Raw genomic sequence first — 18,419 nt, forward strand, 5'->3', positions numbered from 1 at the left:
GCCAGGCCTTGTCGCATCGAAGGCTGACGCCCTTGTCTCGACTTAGCCCTTGTCTCGACACAGGCGGCCGATAGATTGCCGGCCATAGTTCAAGAGGTGCACATGTGACGACGCGAGCACTGACGACGATCGGCTTCGACGCCGACGACACGCTTTGGCAGAACGAACAATATTACCGACTGACGGAAGCTCATTTTACCGAGCTTCTTGCCGATTTCGCCGAAGGCCCGAAGATCTCCGAGCGGCTGCTGGAAGCCGAGAAACGCAATCTTCGCCACTACGGCTTCGGCATCAAGGGCTTCACCCTATCGATGATCGAGACGGCGATCGAGATCACCGAGGGCAAGGTGCCGGCGAGCGTCATCGCCAAGATCCTCGATACTGGCCGCGACCTGCTCAGCCATCCGGTCGAGACGATGCCGCATGCGCGCGACACGCTGGAGGCGCTCGCCGGCAAGTATCTGCTTGTCATGATCACCAAGGGCGATCTCTTCGACCAGGAGCGTAAGCTCGCCCAATCCGGGCTCGGCGACTTCTTCGATGCCGTCGAGATCGTGTCCGACAAGACTGCCGTCACCTATCGCCGCATCTTCTCCAAGGTTGGCGACGGGCCGGAGCGAGCGATGATGGTCGGCAATTCGCTGAAATCGGATATCGTGCCGGCGATCGCCGCCGGCAGCTACGGCGTCTTCGTGCCGCACGAACTCACCTGGGTGCTGGAACATGTGGACGAACCGACGGAAGCGCCGCGCTTCCGCAAGATCGGCCATCTCGGCGAATTGCGCGAACTGATCGACGGGCTCGCATAGCGCGGCCGCGCCTCACTTCGCCCTGGGAGGCGCCTTCGGAAACAGTGAGGGCGATTCCGGCTCAGCCGGCGGCTGCTGCGGGGCTGCGGTCAAGGGCTCGATCAGGATGCTGAAGGGGGCGCCGAGGCCGCGGCGCGGCGAGACCTTGGAGTAATAGGGCCGCAGCAGCCAGGTGGTATTTTCCTTCACCGTCGTCTGGTAGCTCATGCCGTCCTCATCGGTGCCGAAGAAAGCTTCGTCATCGGGTTTCGACAGGTCGAAGATCGCCAGGAAGGCGAACTTGCTCTTGGTGGAAAAATCGATCTTCACGTGCTGACCGGCGCGCACCGGCAGCGTGTAAACATGGCTATTGCCGAATTTCGTCCATCCCTTGAGTTGCATCGTGACGGCCGGAAACTGCAGCTTCTCCAGCTTCTCGCCGCGATCGAGCTGCGGCGTCTGCGCCGCGGCAAATGCCGGCAAGAAGAACAGGGCAAGGGCAGCGAACAATATTTTCACGGACAGATCTTTCATGGTCGAACCAGCACGGCGCGCATCGCCTCCACCTCGGGCCGGCAGAAACAACCCTCCAGATGATCGTTGACGAGGCCCATCGCCTGCATGAAGGCATAAATTGTGGTCGGGCCGACAAAGGTCCAGCCGCGCTTCTTCAGATCCTTCGAAATGATGACCGATGTCGGCGTCGTCGGATTGGCGACGATGTGGTCGCGATCGACCACAGCCGGCCGCTCGTTGTGGCCGGGTTCGTAGCGCCAGAAATAACCGGCGAGCGAGCCGAATTCGTCCCTAAGTTCGATGGCGCGCCTGGCATTGTTGATCGTGGAGACGATCTTGCCGCGATGACGGATAATGCCGGCATCGGCCAGGCAGCGGGCCACATCCCGCTCACCGAAGAGGGCAACCTTCTCGAAATCGAAACCGGCAAAGGCGGCGCGGAAATTCTCCCGCTTGCGCAGGATGGTCAGCCAGGAAAGGCCGGACTGAAATCCTTCGAGGCAAATCTTCTCGAACAGGCGGATATCGTCGGTGACCGGCCGGCCCCATTCCTCGTCGTGGTACTTGAGATAGTCCGGCAGGTTGGCGTGCCAGTGGCAGCGGCTCCTGCCGTCCTCGCCGATGATGATGCCATTCGTGCTCATGTCCGCTTCATTTTCGGGGATCCGCTTCGCTCACCAGTCATGATTCCGGCTTTACCATTTGCAAACCGTCTTTCCAAACCGATCGGTAACCCTGACGAAAAGTTTATTCGGCCCGTCGGTTTTTCACGGATCAATCTTTACCATTCGCTGGCGGATGGGGTGGCAGCGTCTGTGCGAGCGGATCCGTCCCGCCAGTCCATTTTCGGTCATTTGTAGAGAGTTCGTCCGATGATGAAACACCTTTTTCTAGCCGCAGCCTTCTGCGGCATCTTCTCCACGGCCGCCATTGCGGACGACCGCTACGCCACCCGTCCGCCAATCATCCTCAGCCCCGATCTGACCGGACCGTGGATCAATCAGCTCGGCGGCAAGGTCCGGCCTGTCGTCTATCAGCGCCCGGTGGTGCAGCCGCAGCAGCGTGGTCTTTTCCAGCGCCGCATCATGCGTCAGGCGCCGCAGCCGGCCCCTCAGACCGTTTCGGCGATCAATCCCGGCATACCGGCGATCCGCCATCCGATCGAGCCGCAATATCTGCCGCAGATGGTCGATTACGACACCACGGAAAAGCCCGGGACCATCGTCATCGACACCAACAACCGCTTTCTCTATCTGGTCATGGACGGCGGCAAGGCGCGGCGCTACGGTGTCGGCGTCGGCAAGCCGGGCTTCGAATGGGCGGGCGTCCATAAGATCACCCGCAAGACGGAATGGCCGGACTGGACGCCGCCTTCCGAGATGATCAGCCGCGAGGCCGCCAAGGGCCATTATCTGCCGGCGCGCATGGACGGCGGCCCGGAAAACCCGCTTGGCGCGCGCGCCATGTATCTTGGCTCGACGCTTTACCGCATCCATGGCACCAACGCGCCCTGGTCAATCGGCAGCGCCGTTTCTTCCGGCTGCATCCGCCTGCGCAACGAGGACGTCGTCGATCTCTACGACCGCGTCAACGTCGGAACCCGCGTTATCGTCATGTAACGGCACACGCAAAAGCTGGAGCACCAGCAAGAGTGTTCAGCGGTTTTGCGTTGGGAATTCCGTAAAAACAACGAGATGGAGCATTTTCGTGTTTCGGAGAAATACGGAAATGCTCTATGAAGCCGCTAAGACAGGCGGCTCCACTCGTCAAAATTGCTTTATCCGGCCATGTCGATCTTGAATCGGGCAGAAGATCATGTAGCTTCGGGCGGACTTGCTTGAGGGGAATCGACTATGATCAAAGTGATGCCGGGACTGGCCGCGGCCGGACTTGTCCTGTCCTTGATTTCTACATCAGCCTTCGCCGCGCCGGTCGGCTCGGCTTCCGACAATGCACGGCAGCCGGCGCAGATTGTGCGCGTGGCGCAGATGCCGAAGTACGTAAAGCCGCAGTTCAAGCGCAAGAAAGTGCGCCTGGTGACGACGGAAGCGGCTGGCACCGTCATCATCGATACCAACAACAAATATCTCTACCTGGTCGAAGGCAACAACCGCGCCACCCGCTACGGCATCGGCGTCGGCCGCGACGGCTTCGGCTGGTCGGGCATCGTTAAGATCGGCCGCAAGGCCGAATGGCCGGCCTGGACGCCGCCGGCCGAAATGCGCCGCCGCGAAGCCGCCAAAGGCCACATCATCCCCGCCTACCAGGAAGGCGGCGAGGACAATCCGCTCGGCGCCCGCGCCATGTATCTCTATCAGGGCGGCCGCGACACCATCTTCCGCATCCACGGCACCAACCAGCCTTGGACGATCGGCCTCAACATGTCTTCCGGCTGCATCCGCATGATGAACGAGGACGTGATGCATCTTTACGATCGCGCCCCCGTCGGCACCAAGGTGATCGTCATCGGTCCCGGCAACAAGCAGGGCAACGTGGCGTTCGAAGACAGAGGCATCGACGTTTTGCGCACGATGTTCGGCGGCTGAGCAACACTTTAGAAAAAAACGAAAGGCGCCATTGGAGGCGCCCTTTGTTTTGCTTAGACATTGCGGCGGAAAACTGCCAAAGCTGCCTCAGAGTCGACATATTGCAATTTGGGGTTATTCAATGACGTCTGCGCTGCGCTCCTCCGCCTCCCTTCTTGCGGGCATCGCATTTTTCACCATCTTTTCAGCCGCCTCGGCTTCAGCGGAAGATCTGGAATTCTCCATCTATGGCGGCTACCAGACCGCGCCGCACAGTGGTGTTGACCTTTCCGACGGCACACATTTCACCGCCGGTTGGGAAGGCAAATCCTTCGGAAGCCCGCCCTATTACGGCGGCCGCGTCACTTGGTGGCTCGAAAACTTCAACAAGCCGAACTGGGGTATCTCGCTCGATTACACCCATGACAAGGTCTATGCCGACGACGATACCCTCGAAAAGACCGGCTGGTCGCATTTCGAATTCACCGACGGCCTCAACCTGCTAACCATTAACGGTCTCTATCGCTTCCAGGATCCCACCCGCCGCTGGACGCCCTATCTCGGCGCCGGCATCGGCGTCAACATCCCGCATGTCGAAGTGATTCGCCCCGAGGGCAAGACCTGGGCTTATGAATTCGGCGGCGTGACGCTGCAGGCCCAGGCCGGCGTCGACTTCAAGGTGACCGACCGCTGGTCGACCTTCGTCGAATACAAGGGCACCTATTCGCGCGTCGACGTTCCGATCGATAGCGGTGTGGACCTGAAGACCAACATCTTCACGAATGCCGTCAACGTCGGCGTATCGTTCCACTGGTAACAGAATAAGAGAAACAGAGCGCCGCGAACCCGGTAGGAGGCGCGGCGCTTTTATTGTTTTTTCGTTCCGATTTCGGTCCGCTGCAACGCTGCACGCCTTTCAGAGGCGCAAAGGACGCGAGGACAGTTTGAATTGCCCCGGCGCTATTTCGTGCCGCAACTGACCTTACCCTCGGCGGCGTAAGGTTTGCTGCCGCCATCGATGGCCAGGGAATAGGTGCCGCTGAAATTCGCCGCCGGCTTGCCACGCGCGCCGGCGACCACCACCAGATCCAGCGTTGCGCCGCCGGTATCGTCACCGCCGCCGTCGAAGACTTCCAGGAGCAGTTCGCCATCGCGCGACCAGTGATTGCTCAGATGCTGTGATTCGAACACACGTTTTGCAAAGGCCGCTTGTGCGGGATCCTTGACAATAAGCGCGCCGCGGAAATGGTTGAGCCTGTGGCCGGCATCGCTTGCGAAACCGCTCTCGAGGGTGAAGCGCGCCTGCGCGTCATCGGCGGAACAAAATAGGCGGCTGTCGGCACGGGCCGCGCCTGCCGCACCGAGCAGTCCCGCAAGTACAATCATTCCCCGCCACATCGCCCAACCTCCCGGGAGCGGCCCGAATGGGCCCGCATTGCCTTCAGCCTAACGGCAAACCGGTTAATTTTTCCGGCATAGCGCCGCCATAGGCCCAATCGAGAAGTTCGACCGTATGCAGGATCGGGATCTCGGTTCCGGTGGCGATCTGGGTGATGCAGCCGATATTGCCGGTGGCGATGATATCGGCCTTGGTGGCTTCGATGTTTTTGACCTTACGCGCCTTCAGCGCCGCCGAAATCTCCGGCTGCAGGAGGTTGTAGGTGCCGGCCGAGCCGCAGCAGAGATGGCCTTCGGCCGGATCGCGCACGGTGAAGCCCGCCGCCTTCAGCAGTTGCTTCGGCTGAAGGGTGATGCGCTGGCCGTGCTGCATCGAACAGGCGGAATGATAGGCGACCGTGATGCCCCTCGGCATATGGGCCGGCAGGTCGAGGGTCGCCAGATATTCGCTAATGTCCTTTGCCAGCGCCGAAACCCTGGCCGCCTTTGCTGCATAGGCGGGGTCGAGGCGCAGCATGTGACCGTAGTCCTTGATCGTCGTGCCGCAGCCCGAAGCGGTGATGATGATCGCATCGAGGCCATGACTCTCGATCTCGCGCGTCCAGATATCGACGTTGGTGCGGGCGCTTGCGAGCGCCTGCTCGGCGCGGCCCATATGGTGGACCAGCGAACCGCAGCAAACCTCGCCTTCCGGCGCCACGACCTCGACGCCGAACCGCGTCAGCAGCCCGATCGCCGCCGCGTTGATGCCGGGATCGAGCACCGGCTGGGCGCAGCCGGACAGGATCGCCACCCGGCCGCGCCGCTCCGCCCCGGGCCGATATGTGCCGGGTTTTGAAAAGTCTGAAGGTGCGGGGATGCGGCGCGGTGCAAGCGCCAGCATGGCGGCAAAGGGCTGCAGCGCTGCCCCCCGCATCAGTGCGGCAAAGGGGCGACCGAGACGGGCGAGATGGAGCGCCAGCCGGAACCGGCCGGGAAAGGGCAGCACGGCCGCGAGAATGGCGCGCGTCAGCCGGTTCATGAACGGCCGTCTGTAAGTCTTTTCGATATGGGCGCGGGCGTGATCGACCAGATGCATATAGTCGACGCCCGAGGGACAGGTGGTGACGCAGGCAAGGCAGGAGAGACAGCGGTCGATATGGGTGACGACCTCGGCATCGGCGGGCCGGCCGTTTTCCAGCATGTCCTTGATGAGATAGATGCGACCGCGCGGGCTATCGAGCTCGTTGCCGAGCGTCACATAGGTGGGACAGGTGGCGGTGCAGAAACCGCAATGAACGCATTTGCGCAGGATCTGCTCCGATTCGGCGACATGGGGATCGGCGAGCTGGGCCGGGGTGAAATTGGTTTGCATCTAGCGGGGCCTCCGCTTAGGGGGCGCTGTGCCTGGGGCACCCCCCTCTATCCTGCCGGACATCTCCCCCACAAGGGGGGAGATCGGCAAGACGATCGGCCATCGGTCCCTCTCTGCCGTGTTCGACCGGCAGTGCCCCCGTTGTTTGGGGAAGCCGTCGCCCCGATCCGATCTCGCCCCTTGTGGGGGAGATGTCCGGCAGGACAGAGGGGGGTGACCCGCGCACAGACTCATCTTCTCACCCCATCTTCCCCGGATTAAAAATCCCAGCCGGATCGAACTTTTCCTTCACCCGCCGCGACAGCATCGCCACCGCCTCCGGCTCCGGATGGAACGCCGCCGTTGCCGCCCTCGCTGCCTCCGATGCACGGATCAGTGTCGCATGGCCGCCGCCGAGCGCCTTGATGAAGCGGCGGACCAGATCTGCTTCAGGATCCGCCTCCATCCTCATCCAGACGAGACCGCCCTGCCAGTCGTAGAAGGCGTCGACGCCGGCTTCGAGGCGGAGTGCCGAGACCAGTTGATGGCCGTTTCCCGGCGCAACCGAAACGCGCCAGACCGGCCGCGTCGTGCCGTCGGCATAGGGTAATACATCACGGATTTCTCGCCAGAGTCTGCGGCTTTCCGGCTCATCCAGCCGCGTCACCGTGGCAAAGGCCGACATCGCGGCCGCAAGCTTCTCGATGCGCACGTCGACCGAACCGGGCAAGCCTTCGACGCGCAGAACCGTCGCCTCGCCCTCGGGCAATTTGCCGGCAAGGAATTTCCAGGTCACCGTCAGCGGCAGATGGGCAGCACCGGAGATCTCGACCGGCAGCGCCATCGCCGCCGCCATGGCATTGGCCGCTTCGGCATCGTTGAGGCCGGAGAGCACCAGCGTCTGTTCCGTCTTCGGGCGCGGCGGCACGCGGAAGGTCAGTTCGGTGATGAAACCCAGCGTGCCGTGCGAGCCGGCGATCAGCTTGACGAGATCGAGGCCGGTCACATTCTTCATCACCCGGCCGCCGGCCTTGATGATCTCGCCCCTGCCGTTGACGAAGCGCACGCCGAGCAGGCTGTCGCGGGCAGCCCCCGCAATGAGGCGGCGCGGGCCGGAGACATTGGCGGCAAAGACGCCGCCGATCGTCGGCTCGCCCGATCTGCGCATGATTGGCCGATGATCCATTGGCTCGAAGGCAAGCATCTGGCCGCCTTCGGACAGTGCCGCCTCGACCTCGGCAAGCGGCGTACCCGAGCGGACCGTCATGACCATCTCGCCGGGATTGTAGGCGATGATGCCGGAAAGCCTGGTCGATCGCAGCCGGTCTTCCGATGCAACGGCGTTGCCGAAACCCGAGCGCGTATCACCGCCACAGATAGCGAGCGGCCGGTTCGTCTCCGCATGTGTGAGGACGATCGCCGCCGCCTGTTCCTCGCTTGTGGGCATCAGATCGATCATTGGGACGGGCGCCCTTCGAGCGGGAAGACCTTCGATGGGTTGAGGAGCCAGCCCGGATCGAAGGCGGCGCGCACCGCCATCTGCTGGGCGAGATCGGCCTCCGAATATTGATGGCGCATCAGGTCGCGCTTTTCGATGCCGACGCCATGCTCGCCGGTGAGGCAGCCGCCGGCGTCGACGCAGAGCTTGAGGATATCGTTGCCGGCGGCTTCGGCGCGGGCGGCATCCTCGGGGTCGTTGGCATTGAAGAGGATCAGCGGATGCATGTTGCCGTCGCCGGCATGAAAGACGTTGGCAACCCGCAGGCCGTAATGATCGACGATCTCCGTGGTCTTCTTCAGCACATGGGAAAGCTGGCTGAGCGGCACGGTGCCGTCCATGCAGATATAGTCGGCGATGCGGCCGGTGGCGCCGAAGGCGGATTTGCGCCCTTTCCAGATCAGCGCGGCCTCGGTGGCCGACTGACATTCGCGTACGGTCTTCACAGCATGGCGGCGGGCGATCTCGACGATATCCTTCAGGGTGGCGTCCATTTCGGCTTCCGAACCCTCGACCTCGACGATCAGCAGCGCCCCGACATCGAGGGGATAGCCGGCATGGGCGAAGGCCTCGCAGATCTCGATTGCCGGCTTGTCCATGAATTCGATGGCAACCGGGATGATGCCGGCGGCGATGATATCGGCAACGCAGGCGCCGGCCTCTTCCGAGCTTTCGAAGCCGAAGAGCACGGGACGGGCACCTTCCGGCTTGGCGATCAGCCGCACCGTTGCCTCGGTGACTATGCCGAGCTGGCCTTCGTGGCCGCAGACGAGGCCGAGCAGGTCGTAACCGGCCGCGTCCAGCGCCTTGCCGCCGAGCTCGATCACCGTGCCGTCGACAAGCACCATTCTGACGCCGAGCAGATTGTTGGTGGTAACGCCATATTTCAGGCAATGGGCGCCGCCGGAATTCATGCCGATATTGCCGCCGATGGTGCAGGCGAGCTGCGAACTCGGGTCGGGCGCATAGAAAAAGCCGTCCGCGGAGACGGATTCGGAGATGTTGAGATTAGTGACGCCGGCCTGAACCACGGCGACACGGTTCGGCAGATCGATTTCGAGAATGCTGTTCATTTTCGACAGGCCGAGCACGACGGCATCCTCCTGCGGAATGGCGCCGCCGGAAAGCGAAGTGCCGGCGCCGCGCGGCACGACGGGAATGCCGTATCGGTGGCAATAGCGCATGATGGCCGCGACCTCGGCCGTGGTGCGCGGCAGGGCGACGGCGAGCGGGAGGCGGCGATAGGACACGAAGGCGTCGGTTTCGAACGGCACCAGCTCGCGCGCCTCATGAACCAGGCATTCCGGCGGCAGAAGATCGGCGAGATCGGCAACGATCCGGGCGCGGCGCGCCAGCACATCGGCGCGCGGGGCGAGAAACGGAATGGCGTCGGACATGGTGTCCTCCCTGACCCTGACGACCGGAAATCGCAGCGGCAAGATGACAGCGGGACGGGCCGCCAGCCTCTGCCGCCGGTGAACCGGCTTAGCACTTTCCCGAAAGTGGCGCAAATGCTAAGCACTTATGTCAAAAGGGAAAAAGTCTGAAAACCTTATGACCAATCTGGGTGATCTCGAAATCTTTGCCAAGGTCGTTTCGACGGGCAGCATGTCGCTCGCCGGGCGGGCCCTCGGCTTTTCGCCCGCGGTCGTCTCCAAGCGGATCAAACGGCTGGAGGACCGGCTCGGCACCCGGCTTCTGCAGCGCACGACGCGGCAGATCTCGCTGACGGAAGCCGGACAGGGTTTTTACGACCGTGTCCTCGGTATTCTCGCCGGGTTGGAGGAGGCTGAATTTTACATTTCCGGCCGCTCGGCGCAGATGCACGGCACGCTGAAGATCTCGGCGCCGACCTCCTTCGGTCGCATGCATATCGCGCCGCATTTGAAGAATTTCATGGAGGCGCATCCAGAGCTTGCCATTAACCTGGTGCTGACGGACGAATTCTCAGACATCGTCGGAGGCGGCTTCGATCTGGCGATCCGAATCGCCGAGTTGACGGATTCGAGCCTCGTTGCCCGGCGGCTGGCGCCGGTGCGACGGGTGCTCTGTGCCTCGTCGGACTATCTCGCTGCGCATGGCCAACCGGGGGACATCGAGGATCTGAAACACCACCGATGCCTTCCGGCGCACAACAACGACACGTGGCGGCTGATCGGGCCGGAGGGTGCGCTCAGCCTGCGGCCGGAGGGCATGCTGATCACCAATTCCAGCGAAGTGATCCGCGAAGCGGTGATCGCAGGCCTTGGAATTGCCCTGCGCTCGACCTGGGATATCGGCAAGGAACTCAAGTCCGGCCAACTAGTGCAGGTGCTGCCGGCCTATGAGGGCTCACAGAATGTCGGCCTGTCGGCCGTCTATCCCAGCCGCCAGTTCCTGCCGGCCAAAGTGCGGCTGTTCATCGACTATCTGGCCGAGCTTTATGGTCCCGTCCCTTATTGGGAGCTCGCAGATCCGCTGCCTCGGCTTAAAGCGCGCCGCGATCTTCTAGATCCGCTCGGCCCACGCTTTCAGTCTTGATTTCCCGACATGCTCTAACGCCAGAGATCGAGATAGGCGCTCGCCACCGTCGCATCGATATCAGAGGGCACCGGCACCACGCAGGCTTCGGCACCGGCCTCGCCTTTCGCGATCCGCTCCAGGCAGCGGGCCTGAAGCGTGAAGCCGAGGTCCATCGACTCGGCGGAATTGCCGAGCGGCCGGGGACCGGCCAGGTTGGCCATATGGCCACGGCCAAGCACGTGGAACGAACGGCCATCCTTCAGATGGAAGGTCTCGATATGCTCGGCCTCATATCGGTTGATACCGGCGACATCGGGATGGCGCCGAAAGGCTTCGACATCGATCTCCAGCGGAAAATGGCCGCCATTCATCAGGATCGCGCCATCCTTGAGAAGCGGCAGATCGGCCGCCGTCACAATAGCGGGAAAACCGGTGACGGTGATGAGGATATCGGCCGAGCGGATCGCGGCGTCGCGCAAGGGCGTCACGAAACCGTCGAGATGGGCTTCGAGCGTCGTCACCGGATCGATGTCGACAACGCTGACGGTGGAAAAAGCATTGCGAAAACAGGCGGCCGTGCCCTTGCCACAGGCGCCATAGCCGAAAACCGTCACCCGTTTGCCATTGGTGGAGCGATTGGTGAAGCGAAGATAGCTCTCGAACAGGCTCTGACCGACCGCATGCCGGTTCTCGGCAAACTGCTTGATCGGGCTGTCGTTGATGACGAGGATCGGCATGTTCAGGCGTGCGCGCATCGGCAACAGCCGCGTGCGGCCGGACGTCGTCTCCTCGGTGCCGCCGAGAAGATTGGCGAAAGGCTTTTCCACGGCGATGGCGAAAAGATCACCGCCATTATCGAGCAGCAGATCCGGCCTTTCGGCGATCACAGCTTCCAGGCTCTGGTGATGGGCCGCGGCATCGGTCGTCAGGGTCGCAAAGACAGTGATGCCCTGTGCGCGCAGGAACTCGACCGTCGAGGGCTGGGTGCTGTTGAGATTGCCGGTGCAAACGAGGCGCGCTCCGCCGGCACGAAGCGTCATGAGAAGCGCCACCGTCTTCGGCTCCAGATGGATGCCGGTGCCGATCGACAGGCCATCTAAAGGGCGCGTGCGCTCGAATTCCGCCGCTGTTGCCTTGAGCAGCCGACAGACGCTGCCGATCCAGTCGATGCGGGTTGCGGTGCTTTCCATCTTCTCTTCCTTTTTCCGTTTCCGCGCCTGTATTAGCGCAGCGGCAGTAAGGCGGACATGGACGTAATTCTGGCGCTGGAGCAGAAAAACTGCCCTTTCAGGCCGGTGTTCCGCAGCGAAGCAGCCAGGCGGACAAGGCCGCTAAGGCCGGCCGCTTGGCATCCGGCGTGCGGCAGCAGAGACTGTAACCCGACGGCCGGGAAATGAAGCCGAAGGGCGCGGCCAGTTGCCCACGTGCGAGGTCGTCCTCTATCGAGGCGCGCGGCGCAAGCGCGATGCCGAGCCCGGAGCGGGCAGCGGCGAGCGCCAGCAGCAGATCCTCGAATTCCTGCCGGCGGGAAAAGCTGACCGGCGGCGTGCCGCTTTCGGCGAACCAGTCGTCCCATAACCGCGGAACGCTGCGGCTGACGAGTTGCGTCAGAGCGCCCATCGCGCCGAGTCCTGCGGACAATGTCGCGGCAAGCGCCGGGATGGCGACGGGACCGAATTCGTCCTCCATGAAGCGCAGCGCGACAATTCCTGCAGCCGGCCGGTATTCGCCGCCCATGATCACCGCATCCAGTTCCGGGTGCATCTGCAGCGGCTCGGCCACGGCCATCGGCACGATGTCAATCAGAGTATCGCCGAGGCTTGCCTGCATATCCGCAACGCGCGGCATCAGCCACCAGACCGCGAAGGCGGAAGGCACGCCGAGGCGAATACGGCCAGGTGCGGCACCCTCGAAATCCAAAGCGGCCCGCTGCAGAATATCGAAAGCCGCGCTCGCAGCCTCGGCGAACACGCTCGCCTCTGGTGTCGGGACCAGCCTGCGGCCGTCGCGCGTGAAAAGCTTCCGGCCGAAGTGATTCTCCAGCGTGGCAATCTGCTGGCGCACGGCGCCGCGCACCACGTTCAGCTCCTCGGAAGCCTTCAGAATGCTGCCATGGCGGCAGACGGACACGAAGGCGCGGACGGCATTGAGGGGCGGGAGACGCATAATTACCACATTGGCAAAATGATAGGGGAACAATTCGTCCCGGCATTGATTAGGGGTCCGGACCGACTCATACTGTACACCTGTGCAATATGACGCATTCGAAACAGGCCGCGACGGATTTCTGAGCCTGCCCCAGCTCGATTTCCCCTAAAAACGGCGGCTAATCATGTTTTGGATAGCCCGCGGCTTTGGATTGCGTCAGGGTTCCGTGATACACGTATATGAGTGATTCCTAACAACCATGCAAAGGTGACCGGACAATTGACTCTTCTCGCCCGATTGGCATCCGATGTGCAACTGATGTTCCGGCGCCCGCCGCGACAGCAATATGGTGCCATCTGTTACCGGGTGAAGAAGAAAAGCGCTGAGGTCGAAGTTCTGCTGATGACGAGCCGCGACACCGGGCGCTGGGTCATTCCCAAGGGCTGGCCGATGAACGGTAAGTGCGCTCATGAGGTCGCCGCGCAGGAAGCCTTGGAAGAAGCCGGCGTACGCGGCGCGGCCGAGGCGGAAACGCTGGGTTTCTACACCTATCAGAAGGTGCTGCGTGACGGGGTGCAGGTCGTCTGCAAGGTGCAGGTCTATCCGCTTGAGGTTACCGACTTGGCGAAGAACTTCAAGGAAAAGGGCGAGCGCACCATCGAATGGGTCTCATGCGACGAGGCGGCCAGCCGCGTCCGCGAACCAGAACTTCGCAATCTCTTCCTCGCCTTCAAGCAAAAGATGACCGACAGACTCTCGGCCAAGGCGACGAAACAAATTCCGGTGGAATGAATCCTGCCATCTTGCACTGCTAGGAAAGCAGCGTAGAAGCAGATTTCATCCTTCAGGAAAAAGAATGCCGCCCCGTCCCGCAGTTCTGACGAAACGCACGCTCGACAAGGACCTCGATAAGATTACCTATGTCGAGGATGCGGCGAAGCATGTTGCGCGGCGGCTGGTGGCGCCTGGGCTCGGGCTGATTTTCGTCGGCATCGTCATGCTCTTTGCAGGCGTCTACGTCTTCGACCGTCCGGGCGCCGTGCTCGTCGTGGCGGCAGCGGCCCTTGCCGGCTACATGGCGATGAATATCGGCGCCAATGACGTGACCAACAATGTCGGTGCGGCCGTAGGCGCACGCGCCATGACGATGGGCCAGGCGCTTGTCATCGCTGCGATCTTCGAGGTCTTAGGCGCTACGATCGCGGGCGGCGAAGTGGTCAAGACGATTTCCTCCGACATCGTCGATGCCGGCCAGGTGTCGCCGGCGGTGCTCGGCTGGATCATGATGGCGGCGCTGACCGCAGCAGCCCTTTGGATCAACCTTGCAACCTGGATGAATGCGCCGGTTTCCACCACGCATGCGATCGTCGGCGCAGTGATCGGGGCCGGCATCTCAGCTGTGGGGCCGGAGCCGGTGAATTGGAGGGTGATGTTTGAGATCACCTCGAGCTGGATCACCTCGCCGCTGCTCGGCGGACTGATCGCGGCCGGTCTGCTCTATCTCGTCAAGACCCTCATCATCTATCGCGACGACAAAATCGCAGCGGCGCGGCGCTGGGTGCCGGTGTTGGTCGCGACGATGGCCGGCGGCTTCATGGCCTATATGCTGCTGCAGCTGTCGCCGATCGGCAGATTTCCGCCCTTCACCGTCATTCTGATCGGAATCGGCATGGGGCTGGTGAGCTGGCTTGCCGTTCGGCCGCTCGTCCTCGCCCAGGCGCGGGATCTCGAAAACCGCAATAGCTCACTGCGGGTGCTGTTCCGGCTGCCGCTGATCGGCTCGGCGGCGCTGCTGTCATTCGCGCATGGCGCAAACGACGTTTCGAACGCAGTCGGGCCGCTTTCGGCGATCGTCCATTCGGTGGGTATCGGCGGCGACGGCGTCGGCCATCCGCCCCTCTGGGTAATGCTGATCGGCGCCTTCGGCATCTCCGTCGGCCTGCTGCTCTTCGGGCCGCGCCTCATCCGCCTCGTCGGCGAAGAGATCACCAAGCTCAACCCGATGCGCGCCTATTGCGTCGCGCTGTCGACCGCTTTCACCGTCATCGTCGCCTCCTGGCTCGGCCTGCCGGTCAGCACCACGCATATTGCCGTCGGCGCCGTCTTCGGCGTCGGCTTCTTCCGCGAATGGTACACCCGCCGTTCCAAGCGCCGCATCGCCTATATCAGGCGCAAGGCCGAGAGCTGGGAACTGGATGAACCGGAGGAGCCGAACATTCATGAAAGGCGGCGGCGCTACCTCGTGCGCCGCTCACATTTCATGACGATCATCGCGGCCTGGATCATTACCGTCCCGGTTTCGGCGACGCTTGCAGCGATGATTTATTGGGTTATGTTCGCGCTCTTCATCTGAGGCTCCAGGTTTTTCGAATGCGCGCCAATTTCCGCATGCAACGGCTTTTCGTCGACGCGCCCCTTTCCAGCGGCGCCGTCGTGGAGGCGAATGCCGATCAGTTCAACTATCTCGCCAATGTGCTGAGAATGGAGAACGCTGCGGAGATCCTGCTCTTCAACGGCCGGGACGGCGAGTGGAAGGCCTCCCTCTCCTTCCCCACGCGCAAACGCATCCAGCTGACGGCGATCGAGCAGACGCGGCCACAGCCGGCGCCTTGCGACCTGCATTATCTCTTCGCGCCGCTCAAAGTCGGCCGCATGGATTATCTCGTGCAGAAGGCTGTCGAAATGGGCGCCGGCTTGCTGCAGCCCGTCATGACCCAGCACGTGCAGGGCAAAATCACCAATGTCGACAAACTGCGTGCCAATGTCGTCGAGGCGGCGGAGCAATGCGGCGTTCTCGGCATCCCTGATGTGGCGGAACCAGTGAGACTTTTCGATCTGCTCGACCATTGGCCGAGCGAGCGGCGCATCATCTATTGCGACGAGGGCGATGCCGGGCAAAACCCGCTGCCGGTGCTGGCAGCCATCCAGGAAAGGCATCTCGCTCTGCTCGTCGGGCCGGAAGGCGGCTTTTCGGAAGAAGAGCGGGCGCGGCTTCGAAGCCTCGATTTCGTCACCGCCATTCCGCTCGGGCCGCGCATCCTCAGGGCAGATACGGCGGCCGTTGCGGCGCTGGCGGTGGTCCAGGCGGCGATCGGCGACTGGACGTGACCGGGAAAACGGTTGACGCGGAAATCACTGCTGTTTTTTTGATGCGTCGTTGAAAGAATTTCACTTGCAACAAACGTGGCTTGGGTCCTAATCACCTTCCAACTGCCCGCCCCCTGGGCGCCTTCTTGAATACAGGTACCCCGCATGGCCCGCGACACTACCGACCAGACGCCGCTCTCTTCGGTTCAGGATCTGACCGATTACATCGCCGCGGGCAACAAGCCGCGGGAGCGCTTCCGGATCGGCACCGAACATGAGAAGTTCGCCTTCTTCCGCGCCGACAACAGCCCGGTTCCCTATTTTGGCGATGCGAGCATTTCTGCCCTGCTCACCGGCCTGCAGAAAAAGAGCGGCTGGGAGCCGATCGTGGACGGCGGCAACATCATCGGCCTTGCCGAACAGAACGGCATGGGCGCGATCTCGATCGAACCCGGCGGCCAGTTCGAACTCTCCGGCGCGCCGCTGGAAACGATCCACCAGACCTGCAAGGAATCGAACCAGCACCTGGCGACGCTGCGCGAGATCGCCGAGCCGATGGGCATCCGCTTCCTCGGCATCGGCGGCAGTCCGAAATGGACCTATGCCGAGACTCCGCAGATGCCGAAATCGCGCTACGAGATCATGACCCGCTATATGCCGAAGGTCGGCACCAAGGGTCTCGACATGATGTATCGCACCTGCACGATCCAGGTGAATCTCGATTTCTCCTCGGAAGACGACATGCGCAAGAAGATGCGTGTCTCGATGAAGCTGCAATCGCTGGCGACTGCGCTGTTTGCCTCCTCGCCCTTCACCGAAGGCAAGCCGAACGGTTTGCTTTCCTGGCGTGGCGATATCTGGCGCGATGTCGACAACCGACGCGCCGGCCTGCTCGACTTCACCTTCCGCGACGACTTCGGTTTCCGCGATTACGCCGAATGGGCGCTCGACGTGCCGATGTATTTCATCGTCCGCAACGGGCGCTATCACGACTGTACGCACGTCACCTTCCGTCAGTTCATGAACGGCGCCTTGAAGGGCGAGGTCGCCGATCCGGAGCCGACGATGGGCGACTGGACGAACCATCTTTCGACGCTCTTCCCCGACGTGCGGCTGAAACGTTTCCTCGAAATGCGCGGTGCGGACGGCGGCCCGTGGCGGCGCATCTGTGCACTGCCGGCCTTCTGGGTCGGCCTGCTCTATGAAGATGCAGCCCTCGAGGCAGCCGACCAGCTGACCAAGGATTGGAGCTTTGCCGAGGTCAGCGCCCTGCGCAACGCCGTTCCGGCCGAAGGGCTGCAGGCTGAATTTCACGGGCACTCGCTTCTCGAGACGGCGCGCGAGGTGTTGGGCATATCGAGGGCCGGCCTCAAAGCCCGCGGCAAGCTCAACGGCGAAGGGCAGGACGAGAGCATCTTCCTGGCGCCGCTCGACGAAGTGCTCGCCAAGAAGGCAACGCTCGCCGAGGATCTGCTGTCGCTCTATCACGGCCGCTGGCAGCTTTCCGTCGAGCCGGTCTTCGAGGACTACCAGTATTAGGTTTGCCGCACCGGCACTCTCTAGCTCGGATACCTCACTCCGCGCCTTTGCCGGAACAGCTTTAAGTTCTTATGGCAAAAAGCCGTTTGCACATTACCTTTTCCGGATATAGTGGCGTTACACGCGTCACGACTCGGGGAAAGGGACCTCCATGCTGCCACTCTTCGACATGATGATGCAGGCGCAGAACGGCGCAGCGATGGAAGCGGTCGCCCGTCAATTCAACCTGGCGCAGGAGCAGGCAACGAAGGCCATGGCGGCGCTGATGCCGGCCTTTTCCGCCGGCCTGAAGCGCAGCACCAGTAATCCTTACGATTTCGTCGGATTGATGCAGGCCGTCGCCTCCGGCAATTACGCACGTTATTTCGAAGATATGAGCCGGGCTTTCACGCCTGAGGGCATTTCCGACGGCAACAATATCCTCGCCCAGCTCTTCGGCTCCAAAGAGGTTTCGCGGGCGATCGCAGCTCAGGCCGCCCAGATGACCGGGATCGGGCAGGAAATCTACAAACAGATGCTGCCGGTGCTGGCAGATACGCTGATGGGCGGGCTCTTCAAGCAAACGACCGGTCAAATGGCCGCGCCCGTCAATCCCTTCGTCAACACGGCGATGGGCGAGACCATCCAGAAATGGCTGGAAAGCACGGGCTTCGCACCGAAGCCAAAGACTGCTCCTGAAGCCAGCATCTTCGACAACCCGTTCACGCAAGCGATGCAGACGATGTTTTCGGCACCGAAGCCCGAACCGGCGCCTCAACCCAACCCCTTCCTCGACAATCCCTTCGCCAAGGCTTTCCAGGAGATGATGGCCGGCCTCAGCCAGCAGCCGGCGGCCCAAAAGCCGGCAGCGAAGACGCAGGCAGCGCCGAAGGAAGAGCAAAAACTCAATGCCGAGAGCTATGCCGAAATGCTGAACGCCATGTTCGACAGCGGGCTGGAGGTGCAGAAGAGCTATCAGAGGAATCTGGAGGCGATCTTCGAAACCTACCGGCCGAAGCCTTCGTCAGAGACCTGACGCGTCGCGTCCCGGCGACATCCGGCACGCATAAAAAGACCCGGCGATGGCTGGGAAAGCCGATCACCGG

At 62.3% G+C, this 18,419-nt stretch carries 17 protein-coding genes and 1 pseudogene; 10 read left to right on the plus strand and 8 right to left on the minus strand.

The window, feature by feature from the left end:
• Positions 1-104 precede the first annotated feature (104 nt).
• Complete coding sequence (locus PH551_RS21030) at positions 105-809, plus strand: HAD family hydrolase (RefSeq protein ID WP_183702912.1); 705 nt, start codon at positions 105-107, stop codon at positions 807-809.
• 12 nt (positions 810-821) lie between these two features.
• On the opposite strand, the gene PH551_RS21035 is transcribed toward PH551_RS21030, so the two are convergent.
• Together PH551_RS21035 and PH551_RS21040 are read right to left on the minus strand one after the other, a co-directional pair.
• Positions 822-1,322, minus strand: coding sequence for a hypothetical protein (locus PH551_RS21035; protein ID WP_285194804.1), 501 nt, complete (start codon positions 1,320-1,322; stop codon positions 822-824).
• Positions 1,319-1,948 (minus strand): DNA-3-methyladenine glycosylase I, encoded by a 630-nt coding sequence (locus PH551_RS21040; protein WP_085777094.1) that lies wholly within the window; start codon positions 1,946-1,948, stop codon positions 1,319-1,321. Before PH551_RS21040 ends, PH551_RS21035 begins: the two co-directional genes overlap by 4 nt.
• 228 nt (positions 1,949-2,176) lie before the next feature.
• Between PH551_RS21040 and PH551_RS21045 the strand changes: the two genes are divergently transcribed.
• The 3 genes from PH551_RS21045 to PH551_RS21055 all read left to right on the plus strand — a co-directional run bounded on the left by PH551_RS21045 (position 2,177) and on the right by PH551_RS21055 (position 4,646).
• The gene (locus PH551_RS21045) at positions 2,177-2,923 is read left to right on the plus strand and encodes a L,D-transpeptidase (protein WP_285194805.1); all 747 of its coding nucleotides are present in this window, start codon (positions 2,177-2,179) and stop codon (positions 2,921-2,923) included.
• A gap of 234 nt (positions 2,924-3,157) precedes the next feature.
• The gene (locus PH551_RS21050) at positions 3,158-3,850 is read left to right on the plus strand and encodes a L,D-transpeptidase (protein WP_085777092.1); all 693 of its coding nucleotides are present in this window, start codon (positions 3,158-3,160) and stop codon (positions 3,848-3,850) included.
• Between the two features lie 121 nt (positions 3,851-3,971).
• The gene (locus tag PH551_RS21055) at positions 3,972-4,646 is read left to right on the plus strand and encodes an outer membrane protein (protein WP_085777091.1); all 675 of its coding nucleotides are present in this window, start codon (positions 3,972-3,974) and stop codon (positions 4,644-4,646) included.
• Positions 4,647-4,789: 143 nt separating this feature from the next.
• Here the strand turns inward: PH551_RS21055 and PH551_RS21060 are convergent, their stop codons facing one another.
• The 4 genes from PH551_RS21060 to PH551_RS21075 all read right to left on the minus strand — a co-directional run bounded on the left by PH551_RS21060 (position 4,790) and on the right by PH551_RS21075 (position 9,455).
• The gene (locus PH551_RS21060; RefSeq protein WP_285194806.1) at positions 4,790-5,227 is read right to left on the minus strand and encodes a hypothetical protein; all 438 of its coding nucleotides are present in this window, start codon (positions 5,225-5,227) and stop codon (positions 4,790-4,792) included.
• A 43-nt stretch (positions 5,228-5,270) separates the two neighbouring features.
• Entirely contained in the window at positions 5,271-6,581 is a 1,311-nt protein-coding gene (gene glcF, locus PH551_RS21065; protein ID WP_285194807.1) for a glycolate oxidase subunit GlcF, read from the minus strand.
• Positions 6,582-6,819: 238 nt separating this feature from the next.
• Positions 6,820-8,019, minus strand: a complete 1,200-nt coding sequence (gene glcE / locus PH551_RS21070; protein WP_085777088.1) for a glycolate oxidase subunit GlcE — start codon at positions 8,017-8,019, stop codon at positions 6,820-6,822.
• Complete coding sequence (locus PH551_RS21075) at positions 8,016-9,455, minus strand: FAD-linked oxidase C-terminal domain-containing protein (protein ID WP_285194809.1); 1,440 nt, start codon at positions 9,453-9,455, stop codon at positions 8,016-8,018. Before PH551_RS21075 ends, glcE begins: the two co-directional genes overlap by 4 nt.
• A gap of 157 nt (positions 9,456-9,612) precedes the next feature.
• Between PH551_RS21075 and PH551_RS21080 the strand changes: the two are divergent.
• Positions 9,613-10,503 (plus strand): annotated as a pseudogene (locus PH551_RS21080) (LysR family transcriptional regulator); the annotation flags it as partial.
• Between the two features lie 89 nt (positions 10,504-10,592).
• On the opposite strand, the gene PH551_RS21085 reads toward PH551_RS21080, so the two are convergent.
• Positions 10,593-11,750, minus strand: coding sequence for an adenosylhomocysteinase (locus PH551_RS21085; protein WP_285194810.1), 1,158 nt, complete (start codon positions 11,748-11,750; stop codon positions 10,593-10,595).
• Positions 11,751-11,847: 97 nt separating this feature from the next.
• Positions 11,848-12,726: a LysR substrate-binding domain-containing protein gene (locus PH551_RS21090; protein WP_285194811.1), complete on the minus strand. Its 879-nt coding sequence runs from the start codon at positions 12,724-12,726 to the stop codon at positions 11,848-11,850.
• 261 nt (positions 12,727-12,987) lie between these two features.
• Between PH551_RS21090 and PH551_RS21095 the strand changes: the two genes are divergently transcribed.
• The 5 genes from PH551_RS21095 (at position 12,988) to PH551_RS21115 (ending at position 18,349) form a co-directional block, all read left to right on the plus strand.
• Positions 12,988-13,500, plus strand: coding sequence for an NUDIX hydrolase (locus tag PH551_RS21095; protein WP_285194812.1), 513 nt, complete (start codon positions 12,988-12,990; stop codon positions 13,498-13,500).
• 64 nt (positions 13,501-13,564) lie between these two features.
• A complete protein-coding gene (locus PH551_RS21100; RefSeq protein ID WP_221126939.1) occupies positions 13,565-15,061 on the plus strand; it encodes an inorganic phosphate transporter in 1,497 nt (498 codons plus the stop codon).
• 17 nt (positions 15,062-15,078) lie between these two features.
• A complete protein-coding gene (locus PH551_RS21105; protein WP_285194814.1) occupies positions 15,079-15,816 on the plus strand; it encodes a 16S rRNA (uracil(1498)-N(3))-methyltransferase in 738 nt (245 codons plus the stop codon).
• 144 nt (positions 15,817-15,960) lie between these two features.
• The gene (locus PH551_RS21110; protein ID WP_285194815.1) at positions 15,961-17,334 is read left to right on the plus strand and encodes a glutamate--cysteine ligase; all 1,374 of its coding nucleotides are present in this window, start codon (positions 15,961-15,963) and stop codon (positions 17,332-17,334) included.
• A gap of 151 nt (positions 17,335-17,485) precedes the next feature.
• Positions 17,486-18,349: a DUF937 domain-containing protein gene (locus PH551_RS21115; protein WP_097597818.1), complete on the plus strand. Its 864-nt coding sequence runs from the start codon at positions 17,486-17,488 to the stop codon at positions 18,347-18,349.
• Positions 18,350-18,419: the final 70 nt, after the last annotated feature.

Source organism: Rhizobium atlanticum, assembly GCF_030182485.1.
Lineage (GTDB): Bacteria > Pseudomonadota > Alphaproteobacteria > Rhizobiales > Rhizobiaceae > Rhizobium.